Here is a 21,271-nt window from a genome sequence, read left to right on the forward strand (position 1 = left end):
TGTTGCCCGCGATGCGGCTGCGCCTCCTGGTCCCCGCCCTGCTCCTCGCCGTCGCCGCCGTGCTGCTCCTCGCCCCCGGCCCCGTGCACCGCTTCTTCTTCGACGAGAACCTGATCGAGGTGGTGCCGGGCGGGGTCTATCGCAGCGCGCAGCCGTCCGGGCCGGAGATGGACGAGCTGATCGAGCGGCTCGGCCTGCGCTCGGTGTTGAACCTGCGCGGCGAGCGCGGCGGCTCCGCGTGGCTCGCCGAGGAGCGCGCGGTGACCGCGGCCCGCGGCGTCGAGCACCACACCGTGCGGCTCGGTGCCAAGCGCATGCCGCCCGCGCCGCGTCTGCGCGAGATCGTCGAGGTCCTCGACACGGCGCCGCGCCCGCTGCTCTTCCACTGCGAGGGCGGCGTCGAGCGCAGCGGGCTCGTGGGCGCCGTGGCGGTGCTGCTCGACGGCGGCGACCTCGCCGGCGCGCGTGACCAGTTCGCCTACGCGAAGGGCTTCGTGCCCTGGATCTCGCGCTCCGAGCTCCCACAGGTTCTCGACGACTACGAGGCCTGGCTCGCCGCCGGGCGGCGGACGCACACGCCTGCGGCGTTCCGCGCCTGGGTCGCCGGGGAGTACCATCCGTACTTCTACCGCGCGCGCATCACCCCGCTCGACCCGCCGGCACGCCTCGGGGCCGGCCGCAAGCACGCGCTGCGCGTGCAGGTCACCAACGAGAGCCGCGAGCCGATCCGCTTCCGGGCGAGCCGCGAGCGCGGCGTGCACCTGGGGGGCCTCCTGCGCCGCGTCGCGGACCCCGGCGCCGACCCGATCGAGCTGCGCGGCGGCTTCGTAGACCTCGACCTCGCGCCCGGGGCCAGCCACGAGCTCGAGCTGCCGGTGCCACGGCTCGCGCCCGGCGCGTGGAGCCTCGAGGTGGACCTGGTCGACGAGGGCGTGAAGTGGTTCGCGGCGATGGGCTCCCCGCCGCTGCGGCTCGCGCTCGAGGTCGAGCCGGGCGCCTGAGCTACGCTGGCACGGCCGTGTGGATCGCCAAGGTCAACGAGCTGATCGGCTCCTCGAGCGAGGGCTTCGAGGACGCCGCCTGCAGCGTCCTGCTGCGCGCCAACCGCACCCTGCGCGGGATCACGGGCATCGAGGTGCTCGAGAAGCGCGTCAAGGTCGAGGACGGGCGGATCGCCGAGTACCGCGTGCGCCTGCGGCTCGTCTTCGACATGGCGCCCGAGACCGAGCTGCACTGGTAGGAGGAGCCGGGCCATGGCCGTCGCATCCGTGTCCACGATCACCTCGGCCTCCACGATCGGCTGGCAGGACGCCATCGAGCGCGGCTTCGAGCGCGCCAGCAAGACGCTGCGCAACATCACCGGCCTGCAGGTGCTCGCCGAGAAGGCCCGCGTCGAGGACGGGCGCATCACGGAGTACCTGGTGACGATGCAGGTCATCTTCATCCTCGAGGAGCCGCGCGGGTAGTGCGGGTCACCGCGGTCGTCGCGGCGGGGGATCGCCGCGCCGCGCGCGCGGTCCACGGCGAGAGCAAGCCGTACCTGGCGCTGGCCGGGCGGCCGCTCGTGGCACACGTCGTCGAGGTGCTGCAGGCCGTGCCCGAGGTGGACGCGGTGTGGGTGGTGGGCGACGCGCCGCGCCTCGAGCGGGTCTTCGCGGACCCGGCCGAGCGCGAGCGGCTGCGCAAGCCGCTCCACGTGGTGCCGCAGTTCCGCAACCTCTACGAGAACGCCTGGGAGACCTACCGGCGGCTCCTGCCCGGCGCCGGCGCCGAAGGTCGCGATCCGGCCGGCCCGGCCGACGAGCAGGTGCCCGTCCTCTACCTCTCCGCGGACCTGCCCTTCGCGACGGCCGAGGAGGTCTCCGCCTTCGTGCGCCAGAGCTTCGCCACGGAGTGCGACTACGCGCTCGGCCTGTGCACCGAGGAGGCGATGGCCGACTTCTATCCGGAGGCGCCCGGCGCGCCCGGCATCCGCATGGCGTACTTCAACCTGCGCGAGGGCCGCTTCCGGCAGAGCAACCTGCACTTCGCGCGCCCGGCGCTGCTCGGCAACCGCCACTACATCGAGGACCTCTACGAGCACCGCTACCAGCGGCAGTTCGGCCAGATGCTGGCGCTCGGCTGGCGGCTGCTGCGCATCGAGGAAGGCGGGCCCTCGGTCCTCTACTACTTCGTGCTGATGCACCTGGCCGGGATCGCGGACCGCCGGGGGTGGCGGCGGCTCGCGGACTGGCTCCGCAACCGGATCACGGTCGCGCGGATCGAGAAGGGCTGCAGCAGCCTGCTCCGCACGCGCTTCCGCTTCGTCGTGACCGAGGGCGGCGGCTGCGCCGTGGACCTCGACAACGAGGAGGACTACGACGCCGCGGCGGCCTGCTACGAGCGCTGGCACGAGCGCCAGCACGCGCGGGTCGCGCGCGTCTACGGGGCCCTGCCGGCCGCCGCAGCGCGGGCGGAAGGGGCGTCGTGAGCCACCCGGGCGACGCGCTGCGCGCGGCACGCACCGGCGCCGCGATCTTCCCGCTCGCGTCGCGCGCGCTCCTCGCCGTCTCCGGCGCCGACCGCGTGCGCTTCCTCCAGGGCCAGCTCAGCAACGACGTCGCGGGCCTCGACCCCGCCGGCCCGCGCTCGGGCTGCTACGCGCTGGTGTTGACACCCCAGGGCCGGATCGTGGCCGGCCTGCACGTGCTTGCCCGGCCGGGGGAGCTGTGGCTGGAGACGGCCGCGGCGTGTGCCGCCGCCGTGGCCGCGCGCCTCGAGAAGTACGTGATCGCCGACGACGTGCGCATCGCCGATCGCGGCGCCGGCTGGGCGCGCTTCGCGATCGAGGGCCCGCGCGCGCGCGCGCTGCTCGCCGCGGCCGCGCCCGGGGCGGCCCTCGAGCTCCTCCCCGACGCCTGGGCGCCGCTGCGGATCGCCGGGGCGGAGGCGCTCGTGGCGGCCTTCGGGTGGAGCGGGGAGCCGGCCCTCCAGCTCTTCGTGCCGCGGGCGGCCGAGGAGGCCGCCAGGGAGGCGCTGCGCGCGGCCGGCGCGGCGGCCGGGGCGGCCTGGGGGGATCCCGCCGCGCTCGAGATCCTCCGCATCGAGGCGGGGGTTCCGGCGGCGGGCGCCGAGCTCGGCGAGGAGGTGCTGCCGGCCGAGGCGCGGCTCGTCGAGCGGGCCGTCTCGTTCACCAAGGGCTGCTACACGGGGCAGGAGGTGGTCGCGCGCATGCACTCGCGCGCGCGGGTGGGGCATCTCCTCGTGGGCCTCCTGCTCGCGCCGGAGGCGCCGGACGCGGCGCTCCCGGCGCCCGGCGCGGCGCTCCTCCACGCGGGCACGAAGGTGGGCGAGCTCACGAGCGTGGCGCGCTCGCCGGCGGCCGGCGCGATCGCGCTCGGCTACGTGCGGGCGGCCCACGCCGGGCCCGGCACCGAGCTCGCCTGCGAGGGCGGCCGCGCGCGCGTCGCGGTCCTGCCCTTCGCGGCTGCGCGGGTGGGGGCGAGCGCGGGCGCGCCGTGACGCCCGGCTGGCTCGTGGTCTTCGCGAAGCGCCCCGAGCCCGGGCGGGTGAAGACGCGCCTGTGTCCACCCCTCACGCCCGAGCAGGCGGCGGGCCTCTACGGCTGCCTGCTCGCGGACGCGCTCGACGAGTCGGCGCGCGCGGCCCGCGCGCTCGGGCTCGCCGCCGTGCTGGCCGCCGATCCGCCGGAGGCCTGCGCGGAGCTCGCGGCGGCGGCTCCCGCTGGCTTCCGCGTCCTTGCGCAGCGAGGGCCGCACCTGGGCGCGCGCATGCTCCGGGCGGCGCGCGAAGCCGCCGCAGCCGGCGCGCGCTGCGTGCTGCTGCGCGGGAGCGACAGCCCGGCGCTCGCCGAGCCCGCGCTGCGCGAGGCACTCCGCACGCTCGCCGGGGCCGACGTCGCGCTGTCCCCGGATCGGGACGGCGGTTACGGCCTCGTCGCGCTCGGCGCGCGTGCCCTCCTGCGCGGCCTCGCGGGCCCCACGCTCTTCGATCCCCCGACGAGCACGCCGTCGGTGCTGGCCGACACCGTCGAGCAGGCGGCGCGTCTGGGGCTCCGCGTCGCCCGTCTCGCGCCGGGCTTCGACGTCGATCGCTTCGAGGACCTGCGCCAGCTTGCCGGCGCTCGACATGGAACTGCGTCGCCTCCCTGCCCGCGCACGCTCGCGTGGCTCGGCGCGCAAGGGCTCTGGCCGCACGCCGCCGATGGTCCCGGAGCGGGCCGCAGCCGGAGGGCAGCCGGGCCGCAGGAGCCGTGACGATCCGCTGACGGGATCCGCCCCGGAACGGGGGGTTGGGCATGGCCGTTGCACTTTGGCGGGCCCTAGGGTATTGAGCTGCGTGCGCACCCAGAAAAGGGTAAAGTGCGCGCGCGCGGCTCCCGAAAGGAAGCCTCGCATGGTGACCGGGATGGCCGGCGCCCGTGTGTCCGGGAAGCGGTTCGGCCGCGAGGGCGGATCGGACCCAGGCAGCGGGCTCCGTCGACTCCGGTGCGGTAGGGAGTGGTGGGCTGATCAGGGGGGTGAGCCCACCAGTAGGGAAATCGACACACACGTCGCTTCTCCTGCACTTCGATTCCCCCGACATCGAGGACTGCGAACACCTGGTCCCATGCTGCAAGGCCCGATTCGCGCAAATGTTGCCTCGATCGGGTTTCGCTCCGCAGGGGGCGTTCGTTAGCTTTCGACGTCGCTCGGGGTTCGGCTCCAGACCGCCGTACGCACCAAGCAACGCGACAAGGAGGGGTACGAGAATGCGATCTCGGTTGACGGCCGCTCTCGCGGCCTTCGCCATCGGTGGGCTCGCTACCGGTCTCGCGCCGTCGCTCGCGATGGCGGAGGACGTGCAGGAACAGCTGCGCCAGATGCAGGATCGCCTCCAGAACATGGAGGACAAGCTGCAGGCGACGAACGATCAGCTCGGTGCTGCCAACCAGCGGGTGGAGGAGCAGGCCACGCTGATCGAGGAGTCGGGTCTCGCGGACACGCGCGGCGCCAGCTCCGGCCTCGGCTGCCTCGTCTGCGACTGGCGGATCGGCGGCTGGGTCGCCGGTAGCTACAACTACAACCTCAACGATCCGAACGACGCGCGGAACGGCGGCCTCGGCGACACGAACATGGGCGATGGCTACCTGTTCTACGACCGTCTCCATCCCGACCACAACAGCTTCGCGCTGGACCAGGTGTGGTTCGAGATCGAGAAGGAGATCTCGGAGGAGAACCGCGCCGGCTTCCGCGCCGACTTCGTGTACGGCAAGACCGCGAAGTGGCTGAACGGCGGCGGTCCCTACAACAGCTCCATCAACGACGACTCGGCCCTCTACCTCTACCAGGCCTACGTCCAGTACGCGCCGCCGATCGGGCCCGAGGGCACGGTCGTGAAGTTCGGCAAGTTCGCGACGCTGCTCGGCGCCGAGGTGCCCGGGACGATCTACAACTACAACATCACCCGCGGTCCGGTCTGGACGATGCTCGAGCCCATCGACCACATCGGCATCCTGGTCGGCGGCCCGATCGGCGAGAGCGGCTTCGACTGGGCCATCGGCGGGGTGAACGGCTTCACGCAGGACGACCCGGACGTCAACGACCGCAAGTCGGTGACGGGTCACCTCGGCTGGGCGAACGACCAGTTCGCGGTCGGCGTGAACGGCATCTGGGGCGGCGAGACCCTGGGCTTCGACGGCGACGAGACCGGGACCGTCAACCTGCTCGCCAAGTGGACCCCGTCCGACCGCTTCGGCATGTACCTGAACGGCGACTTCGGCTGGATGGACGAGCCGCACGGCACGGACTTCGATCCCTACGGGTGGGGCGTCTCGCTGGCCGGTCGCTACGGCATCACCGAGCGGACGGGCATCGCGCTGCGCGGTGACTTCGTGCAGGACGAGGACGGCTTCCTCCTCTGCAACGGCCGCCAGGGTGGCATGTACAACAACAGCGACGGCTGCAACTTCACCAACGTCCTCGACGACCAGGACATCGAGCAGGTCTGGAGCGTCACCGGCACCCTCGACCACCTGCTGACCGATCAGCTGATGGTGCGGGCCGAGGCGCGCTGGGATCTCGTGGATCTCGACGAGGGTCCGAGCCGGATCTACGGCGAGAACAACGGGGACCAGCAGGGCTACTGGACAGAGGACGACCAGGTCACGCTCTTCCTGGAGGTCGTCTACAACTTCAACAAGTTCGTCGGCGACTGATCGCCGCAGGACGGGTTGACCGGGGGGCGCAGCACCGCGAGGTGCTGCGCCCCTTCTCTTTCCGGCCCCGTCCGGCGGCGGCTGCCGAGCGCATGGGCAGCGCTGCACAACTTCGCGCCAGCCGGATCCCGCCCGGGAAGCGGGCGCGCCCGCCCCGGGCTGCGGCGCCGCGTCTCGCCCTTGGCATGCGCCTTGCTCCCCTCCAGCGCGTTGCCAGGACGCTCCCGGGGGCCGGGGCTCCGCTCCGCCCATGGGCGGGGAGTGGTACCGTGAGGCCCCGCCCGGGCCGGGGCGGTGACCGCCACGACCGGCCGTCGAGACTCCGCACCAGCGCGGCGCGCCGCCACCGCGAGGAAGCCACCCATGCGCAAGGTCGAGGCGATCATCAAGCCCTTCAAGCTCGACGAGGTGAAGGAGGCGCTCCAGGGCATCGGCGTGCAGGGCATGACGGTGTCGGAGGTGAAGGGCTTCGGCCGCCAGAAGGGCCACACCGAGCTCTACCGCGGCGCCGAGTACGTGGTGGACTTCCTTCCCAAGATCAAGATCGAGATCGCCTGCAGCGACGACCTCGTCGACAAGGTCGTGCAGGCGATCGTGCAGGCCGCCAACACCGGCCGCATCGGCGACGGCAAGATCTTCGTGTACCCGCTCCAGGACGTGATCCGCATCCGCACCGGTGAGAGCGGTCCGGACGCGGTCTGAGCGAAGACCCACCCCCTAGAGCCCGAGCTCGAAAAAGGACCCGATCCGAACATGACGCCGAAAGAAGTCCTCGCCCTCGCCAAGAAGCACGACGTCGTGATGGTGGACTGCCGCATCACCGATTCGCCGGGGCTGTGGCAGCACTGCTCGCATCCGATCGCGCAGCTCGAGGAGTCCACCTTCGAAGACGGCTACGGCTTCGACGGCTCCTCGATCCGCGGCTGGAAGGCGATCAACGAGAGCGACATGCTCATGATCCCCGACCCGGCCAGCGCCTTCATCGACCCGTTCCTGGCCCACCCGACGCTGGTCCTGATCTGCGACGTGGTCGACCCGATCTCGCGCCAGCCCTACGGGCGCGACCCGCGCCAGCTCGCCCGGCGTGCCGAAGCGCACCTGAAGCAGAGCGGCGTGGCCGACACCGCCTTCTTCGGTCCGGAGGCCGAGTTCTTCGTCTTCGACGAGGCGCGCTTCGGCACGGGGGCGAACTACGGCTTCTACCAGCTCGACTCGCGCGAGGCGGCCTGGAACAGCAACCGCGAGGAGGGCGGCCGGAACCTCGCCTACAAGATCCGCCACAAGGAGGGCTACTTCCCGGTCCCGCCCCACGACACGCAGCAGGACCTGCGCACCGAGATGTGCCTCGAGATGGAGAAGATGGGGATCGTCATCGAGACCCAGCATCACGAGGTGGCGACCGCCGGTCAGGCCGAGATCGACATGAAGTTCGACACCCTGGTCGCGATGGCCGACAAGCTGATGAAGTACAAGTACGTGGTGAAGAACGTCGCGCGCAGGCACGGCCTGACCGCGACCTTCATGCCGAAGCCGCTCTTCAAGGACAACGGCTCGGGCATGCACGTCCACCAGTCGCTCTGGAAGGGCGGCAAGCCGCTCTTCGCCGGCGACAAGTACGCGGGGCTCAGCGACATCGCCCTCTACTACATGGGCGGGCTGCTCAAGCACTCACGGGCGCTGGCGGCCTTCACCAACCCGACGACCAACTCGTACAAGCGGCTGGTCCCGGGCTACGAGGCGCCGGTGAACCTGGCCTACTCCTCGCGCAACCGGTCGGCGTCGCTGCGCATCCCGACCTACTCGCAGAGCCCGAAGGCCAAGCGGGTCGAGGTGCGCTACCCGGACCCGGCCTGCAATCCCTACCTGGCGTTCGCGGCGATGCTGATGGCCGGCATCGACGGCGTCCTCAACAAGATCCACCCGGGCGAGCCGCTCGACAAGAACATCTACGCGCTCTCGCCCGAGGAGGCACGCGGCGTCCCGACGATGCCGGGCAGCCTCGACGAGGCCCTGCGGGAGCTCGAGAACGATCACGAGTTCCTGCTCCAGGGGGGCGTCTTCAGCAAGGACCTGATCGATTCGTATCTCGAGTACAAGCGCGAGAACGACGTCGATGCGCTGCGGCTGCGCCCGCACCCGCACGAGTTCGAGCTCTACTTCGACGTCTGATCGGAGGCGACAGGGATCCCGGGGGCTCCGCGGGCCAGCGGCCGGCGGGGCCCCCTTCGCATCCGCGGGTCAGCCGCGCGCGCCGAGCGCCAGCACGTCGTCCATGTCGTAGAGGCCAGGCGCCCGGCCGCGTGCCCAGCGCGCCGCGCGCAGCGCGCCGGCGGCGAAGTGGTCGCGGGTGGCGGCGCGGTGGGTCAGCTCGAGGCGCTCGCCGCGGCCCACGAGCAGGAGCGTGTGCTCGCCCGCGTTGTCGCCGCCGCGCAGCGCCTGCACCCCGATCGCGCCCGGCGCTCGCGCGCCCGTCTCGCCCGCCCGCGTCTCGACCAGCACCGCCGCGAGCTCCTGGCCCCGCGCCGACGCCACCGCAGCCGCGAGGCGCAGCGCCGTGCCGCTCGGGGCGTCGCGCTTGGCCGCGTGGTGGAGCTCCACGATCTCGGCGTCGAAGCCGGGCCCGAGCAGGCGCGCCGCCTCGCCCGCGAGGTGGGCGAGCACGTTCACCGCGACCGAGAAGTTCGGCGCGAGCACGAGCGGCAGGTGCCTTGCGAGCGCGGCGAGCTCCGCCTGCTCCGCCGCCGTGAAGCCGGTGGTGCCGCAGACGTAGGCGAGGCCGCGCCCGGCGGCGGCGCGCAGGGCCCCGAGCGTGGCGGCCGGCACCGAGAAGTCGATCACCGCGTCCGCACCTGCGAAGGCCGCCTGCGGGTCGGCCGTGACGGCGACGCCCGGGGCCAGCTCGCGCCCGAGCCCGGGATGGCCCGCCCCCTCGAGCGCGCCGGCGAGCTCGGCGTCACCGGCCCCGGCAAGTGCCGAGCGAACGCATTCGCCCATCCGCCCGAGCGCACCGACGCACGCCACCCGCAGCGCCGCGTGCGAAGGCCGCTGGCTCATCGCCGCGAAGCCCTCCGGTTCTGGGCGTGGCTCAAAGGAGGCCGAGCTCCTTCAGCACCGCCTCGAGCCGGCACCGGTTCGCCTCGGACAGACGGGTCAGGGGCAGGCGCAGCTCCTCGGTGGTCCCGCTGCGCAGGGCCACGGCCGCCTTCACCGGGATCGGGTTCGTCTCGCAGAAGAGCACGTCGAAGAGGGGCAGCAGGCGGAAGTGCAGGGCGCGCGCACGGGCGAGATCGCCGGCGCGGAAGGCGCGCACCATGTCGACGATCTCGCCCGGTGCCACGTTGGAGGCGGTCGAGATCACGCCCTTGCCGCCGAGCGCCAGGAGCGGGAGGGTCGCCCAGTCGTCCCCCGAGAGGACCGAGAAGGAGGCGGGCACGGCCGCGAGCACGTGGGCGATCTGGTTCAGGTCCCCGCACGACTCCTTCACGGCCACGATCTGGTCGAGCTCGGCGAGGCGGGCGATCGTCGCGGGCAGCAGGTTCGAGGCGGTCCGCCCGGGCACGTTGTAGGCGACCAGCGGGAAGGCGGTCTGGCGCGCGATCTCGGCGTAGTGCGCGACGATCCCGTCCTGGGTCGGCCGGTTGTAGTAGGGCGAGATCAGGAGCGCGCCGTCGGCGCCGGCCTCCTTGGCGTGGCGCGTGAGCTCGATGGCCTCCCGGGTGCTGTTCGAGCCCGTCCCCGCCAGCACCTGCACGCGGCCGCGCGATGCCGCTACCGCGACCTCGACGACCCGCCGGTGCTCGGCGTGCGAGAGGGTGGCGGCCTCGCCGGTGGACCCGCAGGGGACGACGCCGTCGACGCCGGCCGCGATCTGCTGCTCGATCGCGTCCTGGAGCGCGCGCTCGTCGAGCGCGCCGTCGCGGAACGGGGTGACCAGCGCGGTGAGGACGCCCTCGAACACCCTAGCCTCCTTCCCCGAGCGGGATGCGGCCGCGGAACACCTCGACCGCGGGGCCGGTCATGATCACGGAGGCGCGGTCGGCGGCCCAGGCGATGCGCAGGGTCCCGCCCCGCAGCTCGACGTCGAGCTCGCGCTCGGTCCGCCCGCGCAGGATCGCGGTCACGGCGGCCGCGCAGGCGCCGCTGCCGCAGGCGAGCGTCTCCCCGGTCCCGCGCTCCCAGGTGCGCTGGCGCAGGTGGCGGCGCGTCACGATCTCGATGAACTCGACGTTGACGCGGCTCGGGAAGGCCGGATGGTGCTCGATGCGCGGGCCGAGCTGCCCGACGGGCGCCGCGCCGACGTCGGCGACCTCGATCACGCAGTGGGGGTTGCCCATCGAGACCGACGAGACGGTGAGCGCCTCGCCGTCCACCACGAGCGGGACGTCGAGCACCGGGCCCTCGCGACCCGCCCCGAGCGTCGTCGGGATCTTCTCGGGGGCCAGGACCGGCGCCCCCATGTCCACGGTGACCCGGCCCGGGCCGGCGCTGCGCGGGCGCACGATGCCCGCGAGCGTCTCGATCGCCAGCTCGTCGCGCTGCGCGTGGCCGTGGCCGCGCAGCCAGACGTAGAAGGCGCGGATCCCGTTCGCGCACATCTCCGCCCGCGAGCCGTCGGGGTTGTAGATGTCCATCCGGAAGTCCGCGGCGGACGACGGCCGCGCCACCAGGAGCTGGTCGCCGCCGACGCCGAAGCGCCGGTCGAGGAGCCGGCGCGCCAGCGGCTCGAGCGCCGGGAGCTCCTCGCCGAGGCCGTCGAGCACGACGAAGTCGTTGCCGGCGCCGTGCATCTTCGTGAAGGCGAGCTCGCGGGAGGTCATGGCGCCTCGACATCCGGATCGGGCAGGACCGGGTCGTCGGGATCCGCCGGATCCGTGCTCGGCGGGGGCGGCGGAGGGGGCTGGCTGCCGTCGCTCCGAGCCGCCGCCGTCTCGTGGACCCGCCTCGGCGGACCGTACCGCCCGCAGGCGGATCCGGCGAGCGCCCCGGCCAGCAGCGCGGCCCCGAGCAGAACGGTCCCGAGTCGGCTCATCCCTCGCGCTCCTTCTCGGCGTCGAGCGCGCGCGCCTCGGCCGAAAGCTCGTCCCCGGCGGCTGCGAGCGCCCCGAGCACCCGCCCCCGCGCCGTCGCCCCGGGCAGGTCGCGGCGCTCGAGCGCCGCCTCGAGCGAGAGCAGCTCGCCCGCCCCGCTCGGGAAGGCCGCGTGGAAGCCACGCAGCTCCTCGCGCGAGAGCGCGCGCAGGTCGGCGCCCGTCCCGACGCAGTGCGCGACGATCCGCCCGACCGCCTCGTGCGCCTCGCGGAAGGGCACGCCCTCGCGCACCAGCGCCTCGGCGAGGTCGGTGGCGAGCAGCAGCGGGTCTTCGGCGGCCGCGCGCATGCGCTCGACGCGCACGCCGAGCGTGTCGAGCGCGCCCGCCAGCACCGCGAGAGAGTCGCGCAGGGTCGTGGCCGCGTCGAAGACCGGCTCCTTGTCCTCCTGCAGGTCGCGGTTGTAGGTGAGGGGCAATCCCTTCACGACGGTGAGCAGCGCGACGAGGTCGCCGATCACGCGCCCGGCCTTGCCCCGCACGAGCTCGGGCACGTCCGGGTTCTTCTTCTGGGGCATCAGGCTCGAGCCGGTCGAGTAGGCGTCCGTCAGCTCGACGAAGCCGAACTCGCTCGACGACCAGAGCACCAGCTCCTCGGCGAGCCGCGAGAGGTGCACCATCGCGATCGCGCAGGCGGCCAGGAACTCGAGCGCGCCGTCGCGCGAGCCGACCGCGTCCATGCTGTTGCGGGACGGGCCCTCGAAGCCGAGCGCGCGGGCGGTGCCGGCGCGGTCGATCGCGAGCGTGGCGCCGGCGATCGCGCCGGAGCCGAGCGGGGAGAGCCCGAGGCGCCCGCGCAGGTCCCGGAAGCGCCCGGCGTCGCGGCCCAGCATCTCGACGAAGGCCAGCCAGTGGTGGGCGAGCCGGACCGGCTGGGCGCGCTGGAGGTGCGTGTAGCCGGGCAGGATCGTGTCGACGTGCTCGCGGGCACGGCGCACGAGGACCCGGCGCAGCTCGAGAATGCCCTGGCGCGCCGCGCGGACCGCGTCGCGCAGGTAGAGCGCCAGGTCGGTCGCAACCTGGTCGTTGCGGCTGCGGCCGGTGTGGAGGCGTCCGGCCACCGGCCCGATCCGCTCGCGCAGGCGCGCCTCGATGTTCATGTGGATGTCTTCGAGGCGGGGGTCGAGAGGGAGGGTGCCCGCCTCGAGCTCGCTCGCGATCGCCTCGAGCCCGGCCACCAGCGCGTCGGCGTCCGCAGCGGGGATCACGCCGGTACGCCCGAGCATGCGCGCGTGGGCGATCGAGCCGCGGATGTCGTGGCGCGCCAGGGCCCGGTCGAAGTGGACCGAGGCCGTGAAGCGCTCGACCGCCGGATCGGTGTCCTGGCCGAAGCGCCCTCCCCACGGCTTGTCGCGGCCTGCCATGGGCGGAATCTCGGAAAGCCCCTAGCCTTCTGCAAGCCTGGGTGCCGCCGCCGAGCCCCTCCTGCGGCGCACCGTTCGATCATCGGGCCGGCGATCGCGGGCCGGCGATCGCGGGCCGGTCATCGGGCTGGCCACGAGCTGGCCGGCGAGGCGGTTTCCACGGGTCGCCGCTCCCCCCGGCGCGGCTGGCGGCGCCGAATCGACGGCCGCGCGGACCGTCTCCAAGGGACCTCTGCCATGGCTTCGTCGCAACGCACGCGCAGGAAGGGAGCAGGCGGGCCGCGCCGGCGCGCGGCCCGCCGCGGCCGCGGTCTCGGGCTCGGGCGCGCGCTTGCGCTCTCGCTCGCGCTCCTGGCCTTCGGCGGTGGGGTCTTCGTGACGCGCGCCCTCGTGCGCCTCGACCGCGTCGTGCGCGCGCGCTTCGAGGGCCGGCTCTTCACGGTCCCCTCGCGCGTCTACTCGGCCCCGACCATGCTGTCGGCCGGCCTCGACGTCCGGACCATCGCGCTGCGCGACACGCTCCGGCGGCTCGGCTATCGCGAGGCCGCGAAGCCCTCCGAGCCGTCCGGTGGGCCCTCCGGGTCGCCGTCCGAGTACGATCTCTCGACGCCCGGGACGACGCTCTGGGAGCCCGGCCGCGTTCGCATCCACCTGCGTGGCTTCGAGCACCCGACGCGCGCCGAGCCGCCGCGCCGGATCGAGCTCGACCTGTCCGGAAGCGACATCGAGACGATCCGCGACCTCGGGAGCGGCCGCGAGCTGGCGGTCGCGCTCCTCGAGCCCGAGACGGTCGGCGCCTACTACGGCCCGGAGCACGAGCAGCGCGAGCTCGTCCGCGTGGGCGCCGTCCCGCGCCACCTGATCGACGCGGTCCTGGCCGTCGAGGATCAGCGCTTCGAGGAGCACGCCGGGATCGACTGGGTGCGCGTGCTCGGAGCTGCCTGGGCGAACGTGCGGGCCGGGTCGATCCAGCAGGGGGGGAGCACGCTCACCCAGCAGCTCGTCAAGAACTTCTTCCTGACCCCCGAGCGGACCCTCGAGCGCAAGCTCCAGGAGGCGGCGATGGCCGTGCTCGTGGAGGCCCGTTACGAGAAGAGCAAGATCCTCGAGGCCTACCTGAACGAGATCTACCTCGGCCAGCGGGGCTCGACCTCGATCCACGGCGTCGGCGAGGCCGCCCACTTCTACTTCGGCAAGCCGGTCCACCTGCTGCGCCCGGAGGACTCGGCGCTGCTCGCCGCGCTGATCCGCAACCCGCGCGCCGCCAACCCGTTCAAACACCCGGAGGCCGCCCGGGAGCGCCGCGACCTCGTGCTCGGGCTGATGCACGAGCAGGGGCGGATCGACGACGCGACGCGCGCCGCGGCGGCGGCCGCGCCGCTCGACCTCGCCGATCCGGCCCGCGAGCCGCGCGACACCCGCTACTTCCTCGACGCGCTGCGCGCGCAGCTCCCCGAGGTCTACGACCGCGAGGTGCTGGCGACCGCCGGGCTGCGGATCTTCTCGACCCTCGACGTCCGGCTCCAGCGCGCCGCCGCCCGCGCGGTGGGCGAGGGGCTCGCCGATCTCGAGAAGCGCTTCCCGGAGCTGAAGCCCAAGAGCGGCGCCGAGGGGCCGCGCAGGCAGAGCCTCCAGGCCTGCCTCGTCGCGCTGCGCCCCCAGACCGGCGAGGTGCTCGCGCTCGTCGGCGGCCGGGACTACGGCCAGTCGCAGTTCGATCGCTGTACGCAGGCGCGCCGCCCCGCAGGGAGCTCGTTCAAGCCCTTCGTCTACGCGGCCGCGCTCGAGGCCGACGGGGGCGCGCCGGCGATCACGCTCGCGAGCGTGCTCGACGACAGCCCGATGGTCCTGCACACCGCTGCGGGGAGCTGGCGGCCCCTGAACTACGACCGCCGGTTCCACGGCGTCGTGCCGGTGCGCCAGGCGCTCGAGCGCTCGTTCAACGTGGCAACGGCCCGGCTCGGCCAGCAGGTCGGGATCGAGCGCGTCGTGGACGTCGCGCGCCGGGCCGGCATCACGAGCCCGCTGCGCCCGTTCCCCGCCCTCGCGCTCGGTGCCGCCGACGTGACCCCTCTCGAGATGGCGCGCGCCTACGCCACCTTCGCCAACGGCGGCGTGCGCCCCGAGGTGCTGCTCTTCGAGGACGTCGCCAACGAGGCCGGCGAGACCCTCGAGCGGCGCCGGGTCGAGTCCGTGCGCGCGCTCGATGCGGGGAGCGCCTTCCTCACCGTCTCCCTCCTCGAGGGGGTGGTGGACCGCGGCACGGCGCGCGCCGTGCGCGCCGCGGGCTTCATCGGCCCGATCGCGGGGAAGACCGGCACGAGCGACGAGTCCAAGGATCTGTGGTTCGCGGGCTTCACGCCCGACCTGGTCGCGGTCGTCTGGGTCGGCTTCGACGAGCCGCGCCCGATGCGACACGCCGCGGCGTCGATCGCGCTCCCGATCTGGCAGCGCTTCCTGAAGGACGCCGCGGGGATGCGCGTCGCGGGCTCGTTCCCGCGCCCGCCCTCGGTCCACGTCGCCGAGATCGACCCCGTGACCGGGGCACTGGCGCTCGAGGGCTGTCCGCGCCGGCAGCCCGAGTTCTTCCTCGCGGGCACCGAGCCACGCGCCCTGTGCCCCGACGCGGGCTTCCCCTTCTTCGCCCGTGGGGAGGAGGCGGGCGGCGAGCCGGGCGCTCCCGGCGGCGCGGATGCACGAGAAGGCGACGGCGAGGGCGAAGGCGCGTTCGGGCGCTTCCTCGGCCGCCTGTTCGGGCGCGGGCGATGATCCGGAACGGTGCCGGCTCGCCGGGCGATCGCCCTGTGATAGCTTCGCGAGCCTCATGAGGCCCAAGGCGAAGCTCTTCTGGCCGGCCTTCGCGCTGTCCTTCGCCGCGGACATGGCGTCCAAGCTCTGGATCGATGCGTCGCTCACGTTCGCAGACCGTATCCCGGTGATCGACGGCTTCTTCTACATTACGCACGTCCGGAATCCGGGCGCGGCCTTCGGCCTGTTCAACACCGCGCCTGCAACGCTGCGTCTCACGGCGTTCATCGGCATCACGCTCGTCGCGATCGCGATGATCTTCTCCTTCTACCGCAAGCTCGCCCCCGGGGAGCGACTCTCGGCGCTGTCGCTCGGCCTGATCCTCGGCGGCGCGAGCGGCAACCTGGTGGACCGGGTCTTCCGCGGCGAGGTGGTCGACTTCCTCCACTTCCGCCTCTGGGGCGGCTACCAGTGGCCCGACTTCAACCTCGCCGACAGCTTCATCGTCGTCGGCGTGGCACTGCTGGTGATCGAGCTGCTCGCAAGCGAAGGCGAAACGCGCACCGACCCCGCGGGAGAGGGAGCCGGTCCGGACCGCGCGCTCACGCCGCAGCATCGTGATTGATCCGTGTTCCTCGCGAGGTGCAGCGTCGAGGAAAGACACTTCCTAGTGTAGAACGTCCAGCGACGAAGAATTCCCTCCCGATCACGACTTCTCGTGCTTGACACCGAATCCGACGCTGTGCCATACAGATCGCCTCTTCCCCCCAGCGCCCTCGGGCCAGCCGAAATGGCTCCGGCTGCCTGCAAAGCTGCTTGCAAGAGGCACGCCGATGCACAGGGCCAAGAGCGACTACGCGATCCAGACCGTCACGAACGCGTTGCGCGTGCTCGACGTGTTCGAGGCCGACGAGGAGATCGGCGTGACGGAGCTGGCGCGGCGGCTCCACCTCCACAAGAACAACGTCTTCCGCCTGCTCGCGACGCTCGAGGACAAGGGCTGGGTCGAGCAGAGCGCGGACAGCGAGCGCTACCGGCTGGGCGCGGCCTGCCTCCGCCTGGCGCGCAACTACGCGCGCACCCACGGGCTCACCCGCTGGGGCCGCCCGGCCCTCGAGGGGCTCGCTCGCGAGACCGGCGAGACCGTGCACCTGGGCGTCCTGCGGGGCTTCGAGGTCGTGCACCTCGACGGCGAGCAGGCCCCGGGCCTGCTGGTGAGCGGCGTGCGCACCGGGATGCGCATGCCGGGCCACAGCACGGCGCTCGGCAAGGTGCTGCTCGGCTGCGGCCCCGCCGGCACGCTCGAGAGCTACGACCGCGAGGTCATCGCGCGGGGCGTGGACTCCTTCACGCCCGAGACGATCGTGGACCGCGACAAGCTCCTCGAGCACCTGCATTGCGTGGCGGCACAGGGCTGGGCGCTCGATCTCGAGGAGTCGAGCCCGGGACTGGCCTGCGTGGCGGCACCCGTGATCGACGCGGCTGGCCGTGCCGTCGGGGCGCTCTCCCTGTCGGGCCCGTCCTTCCGCCTCGACCGCGACCTGCTCGAGGGCCGCCTCGCGCCCGCCGTCGTCGTCGCCGCGAACGGACTCTCGAAGCAGCTCGGCGCCGGGATCTAGTCCGCTACGTTCGCCTCCGTCACGCGCCATCCCACGAGTGGAATCCGACTCCAGGTCGCAAGGATCCGGAGCCGATCCGAGCGGTGGCGCACAGCGCGGGGGCGACCGGTTTGGACTTCTCGCTCAGCGACGAGCAGCAGGCCCTGCAGGCGACGGCGCGGCGCTTCGCGCGGGACGAGATCGCGCCGGCCGCGGCCCACCACGACCAGACCGGGGAGTTCCCGAGGGAGATCATCCGCAAGGCGTGGGACCTGGGCCTGGTCGGGACCTGCATTCCCGAAGCGCACGGGGGCGTCGGCCTTCCCATCCTCGACCAGTGCCTCGTCGTCGAGGAGCTCGCGTGGGGCTGCGCGGGCATGGCGACCTCGATGATGTGCAACGACCTCGGGCTCACCCCGATCGTGGTGGCGGGCAGCGAGGAGCAGAAGGAGCGCTGGCTCGCCCCCTGCGCGAGCCGCTTCCAGCTCGTCTCGTTCTGCCTCTCGGAGCCGGAGGCCGGCTCCGACGTCGCCGGCATGCAGCTCCTGGCCGTGCGCGACGGCGACCACTACGTGCTCGACGGCACCAAGTGCTGGATCACGAACGGCGGGGAGGCGGAGGTCTTCACCGTCTTCGCCACCCTCGACCGCGCGAGCCGGCACAAGGGTGTCTGCGCCTTCGTGGTGCCGAAGGGGGCCGCCGGCCTCTCGGCCGGGAAGAAGGAGGACAAGATGGGCCAGCGGGCGAGCGACACCCGCGTGGTCCATTTCGACGGCGTGCGCGTCCCGGCCGCGGACCGGCTCGGCCAGGAGGGCGAGGGCTTCAAGATCGCGATGCAGACCCTCGATCGCACCCGCCCCCTGATCGGCGCCCTGGCCACGGGGATCGCCCGTCGCGCCCTCGAGGAGTCGGTCGCCTACGCGCAGGAGCGCAAGGCCTTCGGCTTCCCGATCGGGAGCTTCCAGGCGGTCCAGTTCCTGCTGGCGGACATGGCCAAGGACGTCGATGCCGGGCGCCTGCTCACCCTCCAGAGCGCCTGGATGGTGGACCACGGGCTGCGCGCCTCGAAGCAGTCCTCCTTCGCGAAGTGCTTCGCCACCGACGTCGCGATGCGGGTCACGACGGACGCGGTCCAGGTCTTCGGCGGCAACGGCTATACGAAGGAGTACCCGGTCGAGAAGCTGATGCGCGACGCGAAGCTCATGCAGATCTACGAGGGCACCAACCAGATCCAGCGCCTGGTGATCGCGCGCGAGCTCTTGAAGGAGTAGCTCCCGGCGGGGGCGACGGACCTGGTCGGCGGTGTGCAAGTTCGCGTCCCTGCGGCGGAAAGCGTCCTCGACGGCGCGCCGAGCGATCTGATATCCTGCGCCGCCTCCCAAGCCCGAGAACCCCTCCCCAACCCAAGGCGGGTCCCTCGTCGTGAAGAAGAGAGCGCTCGACTACCACGCCCATGGCCGCCCCGGGAAGATCAAGGTCGTCCCGACCAAGCCAACGGTGACCTCCGACGATCTCTCCCTCGCCTACAGCCCAGGGGTCGCCGAGCCCTGCCGCGAGATCGCGAGGGACCCGGAGGCCGCCTTCCAGTACACCGCCAAGGGCAACCTGGTGGCCGTCGTCAGCAACGGCACGGCGGTCCTGGGCCTCGGCAACCTCGGGGCGCTGGCGGGCAAGCCGGTCATGGAGGGCAAGGGGGTCCTGTTCAAGCGCTTCGCCGACGTCGACGTCTTCGACATCGAGGTCGCGAGCGAGGACCCGACCAAGGTGATCGAGGTCTGCCAGCTGATCGCGCCCACCTTCGGCGGCATCAACCTCGAGGACATCCGCGCGCCGGAGTGCTTCGAGATCGAGCGCGTGCTGGTGGACACCCTCGACATCCCGGTCTTCCACGACGATCAGCACGGCACCGCGATCATCTCGGGCGCCGCGCTGCTGAACGCCGTCGAGCTGGTCGGCAAGAAGATCAGCGAGGTCAGCGTCGTGTTCTCGGGCGCCGGCGCCTCCGCGATCGCCTGCGCCAAGCTCTACAAGGACCTCGGCGTCAAGGAAGAGCACATCCTGATGTGCGACTCGAAGGGGGTGCTGCACGACGGCCGGTCCGACCTCAACGTCTACAAGCAGGAGTTCAGCCGGCGCAGCGAGCTGCGCACGCTGGCCGACGCGATGAAGGGCTGCGACGTCTTCGTGGGCCTCTCGTCCGCGGGCCTCGTGACGCCCGAGATGGTGAAGGCGATGGGGCCCAAGCCGATCATCTTCGCGATGGCGAATCCGGACCCGGAGATCACCCCGGACGAGGTTGCCTCGGTGCGCAGCGATGCCATCGTGGCGACCGGGCGCTCGGACTTCCCGAACCAGGTGAACAACGTGCTCGGCTTCCCCTTCATCTTCCGCGGTGCGCTCGACGTGCGCGCGCGCAAGATCAACGAGGCGATGAAGCAGGCCGCCGTGCGCGCGCTGGCGGCGCTCACGCGGCTCGGCGAGAGCGAGGGCATCCCCGAGGTGGTGCGCAAGGCCTATCCGGGCGAGCGCTTCGAGTTCTCCTCCACCTACATCATCCCGAAGCCCTTCGACCCGCGCGTCCTGCTGCACGTCGCGCCGGCCGTCGCGAAGGCGGCCGTCGAGACCGGGGTCGCCCGTCTCGCGTGCGACGCCGACGAGTACCGCCGATCCCTCGAGGCCAGGGTGGCGGAGATCTCCCGCCTCTGAGCCGAGGGCGAAACCGCACATGTCGATCGACTCCAACCTCAAGAGGCTCGAGGAGCTGAACGCTCGCGCGACGCTGGGCGGTGGCGAGGAGCGCATCCAGCGCCAGCACGCGGCCGGCAAGCTGACCGCCCGCGAGCGCATCGAGCTGCTGCTGGATCCCGGCACCTTCGTCGAGACCGACCGCTTCGTGGTCCATCGCTGCACCGACTTCGGGATGCAGGAGCAGAAGATCCCCGGCGACGGCGTGGTGACGGGCTACGGCAAGGTCGGCGGCCGGCTGGTGTTCCTGTTCGCGCAGGACTTCACCGTCTTCGGCGGCAGCCTGTCGGGCGCCTTTGCCGAGAAGATCTGCAAGGTGATGGACCTCGCCATGAAGGCCGGCGCGCCCTTCGTCGGGCTCAACGACGGCGCCGGCGCGCGCATCCAGGAAGGCGTCGTGTCGCTGGGCGGCTACGGCGAGGTCTTCACGCGCAACGTGCTGGCCTCGGGCGTGATCCCGCAGATCTCGGCGATCATGGGCCCCTGTGCCGGCGGCGCCGTCTACAGCCCGATCATGACCGACTTCATCCTGATGGTGAAGAACACCTCCAACATGTTCATCACCGGGCCGGACGTGATCAAGACGGTGACGCACGAGGAGGTGTCGGCCGAGGAGCTGGGCGGCGCGCTCGCGCACGCCTCGAAGAGCGGCGTCGCCGACTTCGCGGTGAACAGCGAGGAGGAGTGCATCGCGCTGATCCGCAACCTGCTCTCCTTCGTCCCGCAGAACAACCTCGAGGACCCCCCCTTCGTCCCGACCGAGGACCCGGCCGACCGCCAGGAGCCGGCGCTCCGCAACATCATCCCGGACAACCCGAACAAGCCCTACGACATGAAGGAGCTGATCAAGCTCGTCGTGGACGGGGCCGACTTCCTCGAGGTGCACCCGCTCTTCGGCAAGAGCATCGTGGTGGGCTTCGGGCGCTTCGGGGGGCGCTCGGTCGGGATCGTGGCCAACCAGCCGGCGCACCGCGCGGGGGTCCTCGACATCGACTCCTCGCGCAAGGCGGCGCGCTTCGTGCGCTTCTGCGACGCCTTCAACCTGCCGATCATCACCTTCGTGGACGTGCCCGGCTTCCTGCCCGGCGTCGACCAGGAGCACGGCGGCATCATCACGCACGGCTCCAAGCTGCTCTACGCCTTCTGCGAGGCCACCGTGCCGCGCGTCACGGTGATCACGCGCAAGGCCTACGGGGGGGCGTACGTGGTCATGAGCTCGAAGCACACGCGCGCCGACGTGAACTTCGCCTTCCCCTCCGCCGAGATCGCCGTCATGGGGCCCGACGGCGCCGTCAGCATCGTGTTTCGCAAGGAGCTGCAGGACGCGCAGGACCCGGCGGCGCGCCGGGTCGAGCTCGAGGCGGACTACCGCGAGACCTTCGCGAACCCGTTCAAGGCCGCCGAGCTCGGCTACATCGACGAGGTGATCAAGCCCGAGGAGACGCGGATCAAGATCATCCGTTCGCTCGAGATGCTCGCCAGCAAGCGCGACCAGAACCCGCCCAAGAAGCACGGCAACATCCCGCTCTGAGAG

General features: G+C 72.4%; 18 protein-coding genes and 1 pseudogene. 15 read left to right on the plus strand and 4 right to left on the minus strand.

The genetic code is table 11. The annotated features are described in order from the left end of the window. Positions 1-11: 11 nt before the first annotated feature. From OZ948_10370 to glnA, 9 genes are all read left to right on the plus strand, one after another. Positions 12-1,001 carry a tyrosine-protein phosphatase gene (locus tag OZ948_10370; GenBank protein ID MEB2345139.1) on the plus strand — a complete coding sequence of 330 codons (990 nt, stop codon included), beginning with the start codon at positions 12-14 and terminating at the stop codon, positions 999-1,001. Between the two features lie 17 nt (positions 1,002-1,018). Continuing rightward, positions 1,019-1,240 carry a dodecin family protein gene (locus tag OZ948_10375; protein ID MEB2345140.1) on the plus strand — a complete coding sequence of 74 codons (222 nt, stop codon included), beginning with the start codon at positions 1,019-1,021 and terminating at the stop codon, positions 1,238-1,240. A gap of 13 nt (positions 1,241-1,253) precedes the next feature. Beyond that, a complete protein-coding gene (locus OZ948_10380) occupies positions 1,254-1,466 on the plus strand; it encodes a dodecin family protein (protein MEB2345141.1) in 213 nt (70 codons plus the stop codon). Next, the gene (locus tag OZ948_10385) at positions 1,466-2,470 is read left to right on the plus strand and encodes an NTP transferase domain-containing protein (protein MEB2345142.1); all 1,005 of its coding nucleotides are present in this window, start codon (positions 1,466-1,468) and stop codon (positions 2,468-2,470) included. The genes OZ948_10380 and OZ948_10385 overlap by 1 nt, the downstream gene beginning before the upstream one ends. Continuing rightward, positions 2,467-3,501 carry a hypothetical protein gene (locus OZ948_10390; GenBank protein ID MEB2345143.1) on the plus strand — a complete coding sequence of 345 codons (1,035 nt, stop codon included), beginning with the start codon at positions 2,467-2,469 and terminating at the stop codon, positions 3,499-3,501. The genes OZ948_10385 and OZ948_10390 overlap by 4 nt, the downstream gene beginning before the upstream one ends. Then, positions 3,498-4,256, plus strand: coding sequence for a TIGR04282 family arsenosugar biosynthesis glycosyltransferase (locus OZ948_10395; protein MEB2345144.1), 759 nt, complete (start codon positions 3,498-3,500; stop codon positions 4,254-4,256). The genes OZ948_10390 and OZ948_10395 overlap by 4 nt, the downstream gene beginning before the upstream one ends. 506 nt (positions 4,257-4,762) lie before the next feature. Further along, a complete protein-coding gene (locus tag OZ948_10400) occupies positions 4,763-6,196 on the plus strand; it encodes an outer membrane beta-barrel protein (GenBank protein MEB2345145.1) in 1,434 nt (477 codons plus the stop codon). A 363-nt stretch (positions 6,197-6,559) separates the two neighbouring features. Then, a complete protein-coding gene (locus OZ948_10405) occupies positions 6,560-6,898 on the plus strand; it encodes a P-II family nitrogen regulator (protein MEB2345146.1) in 339 nt (112 codons plus the stop codon). Between the two features lie 51 nt (positions 6,899-6,949). After that, a complete protein-coding gene (gene glnA, locus OZ948_10410; protein MEB2345147.1) occupies positions 6,950-8,365 on the plus strand; it encodes a type I glutamate--ammonia ligase in 1,416 nt (471 codons plus the stop codon). A gap of 69 nt (positions 8,366-8,434) precedes the next feature. Here glnA and dapB read toward each other — a convergent pair whose 3' ends face one another. The 4 genes from dapB to argH all read right to left on the minus strand — a co-directional run bounded on the left by dapB (position 8,435) and on the right by argH (position 12,646). Continuing rightward, a complete protein-coding gene (gene dapB, locus OZ948_10415) occupies positions 8,435-9,250 on the minus strand; it encodes a 4-hydroxy-tetrahydrodipicolinate reductase (GenBank protein MEB2345148.1) in 816 nt (271 codons plus the stop codon). 31 nt (positions 9,251-9,281) lie between these two features. After that, positions 9,282-10,154, minus strand: a complete 873-nt coding sequence (gene dapA, locus OZ948_10420; protein MEB2345149.1) for a 4-hydroxy-tetrahydrodipicolinate synthase — start codon at positions 10,152-10,154, stop codon at positions 9,282-9,284. Position 10,155: 1 nt separating this feature from the next. After that, positions 10,156-11,013: a diaminopimelate epimerase gene (gene dapF / locus OZ948_10425; GenBank protein ID MEB2345150.1), complete on the minus strand. Its 858-nt coding sequence runs from the start codon at positions 11,011-11,013 to the stop codon at positions 10,156-10,158. Positions 11,014-11,221: 208 nt separating this feature from the next. Continuing rightward, the gene (gene argH, locus OZ948_10430) at positions 11,222-12,646 is read right to left on the minus strand and encodes an argininosuccinate lyase (GenBank protein MEB2345151.1); all 1,425 of its coding nucleotides are present in this window, start codon (positions 12,644-12,646) and stop codon (positions 11,222-11,224) included. Between the two features lie 237 nt (positions 12,647-12,883). On the opposite strand from argH, the gene OZ948_10435 reads away from it, so the two are divergent. The 6 genes and pseudogenes from OZ948_10435 (at position 12,884) to OZ948_10460 (ending at position 21,268) form a co-directional block, all read left to right on the plus strand. Beyond that, positions 12,884-15,415, plus strand: a complete 2,532-nt coding sequence (locus OZ948_10435; protein MEB2345152.1) for a PBP1A family penicillin-binding protein — start codon at positions 12,884-12,886, stop codon at positions 15,413-15,415. Between the two features lie 55 nt (positions 15,416-15,470). Continuing rightward, positions 15,471-16,019 (plus strand): signal peptidase II, encoded by a 549-nt coding sequence (gene lspA / locus OZ948_10440; GenBank protein ID MEB2345153.1) that lies wholly within the window; start codon positions 15,471-15,473, stop codon positions 16,017-16,019. 208 nt (positions 16,020-16,227) lie between these two features. Beyond that, on the plus strand, positions 16,228-17,013 hold the full coding sequence (locus tag OZ948_10445) for an IclR family transcriptional regulator (protein MEB2345154.1): 786 nt from the start codon (positions 16,228-16,230) through the stop codon (positions 17,011-17,013). Positions 17,014-17,123: 110 nt separating this feature from the next. Next, positions 17,124-18,263, plus strand: coding sequence for an acyl-CoA dehydrogenase family protein (locus OZ948_10450; GenBank protein ID MEB2345155.1), 1,140 nt, complete (start codon positions 17,124-17,126; stop codon positions 18,261-18,263). Positions 18,264-18,414: 151 nt separating this feature from the next. Further along, a pseudogene (locus OZ948_10455) lies at positions 18,415-19,626 on the plus strand (NADP-dependent malic enzyme). A 91-nt stretch (positions 19,627-19,717) separates the two neighbouring features. Next, a complete protein-coding gene (locus tag OZ948_10460; protein MEB2345156.1) occupies positions 19,718-21,268 on the plus strand; it encodes an acyl-CoA carboxylase subunit beta in 1,551 nt (516 codons plus the stop codon). Positions 21,269-21,271: the final 3 nt, after the last annotated feature.

The organism is Deltaproteobacteria bacterium (assembly GCA_035063765.1).
Lineage (GTDB): Bacteria > Myxococcota_A > UBA9160 > UBA9160 > PR03 > CAADGG01.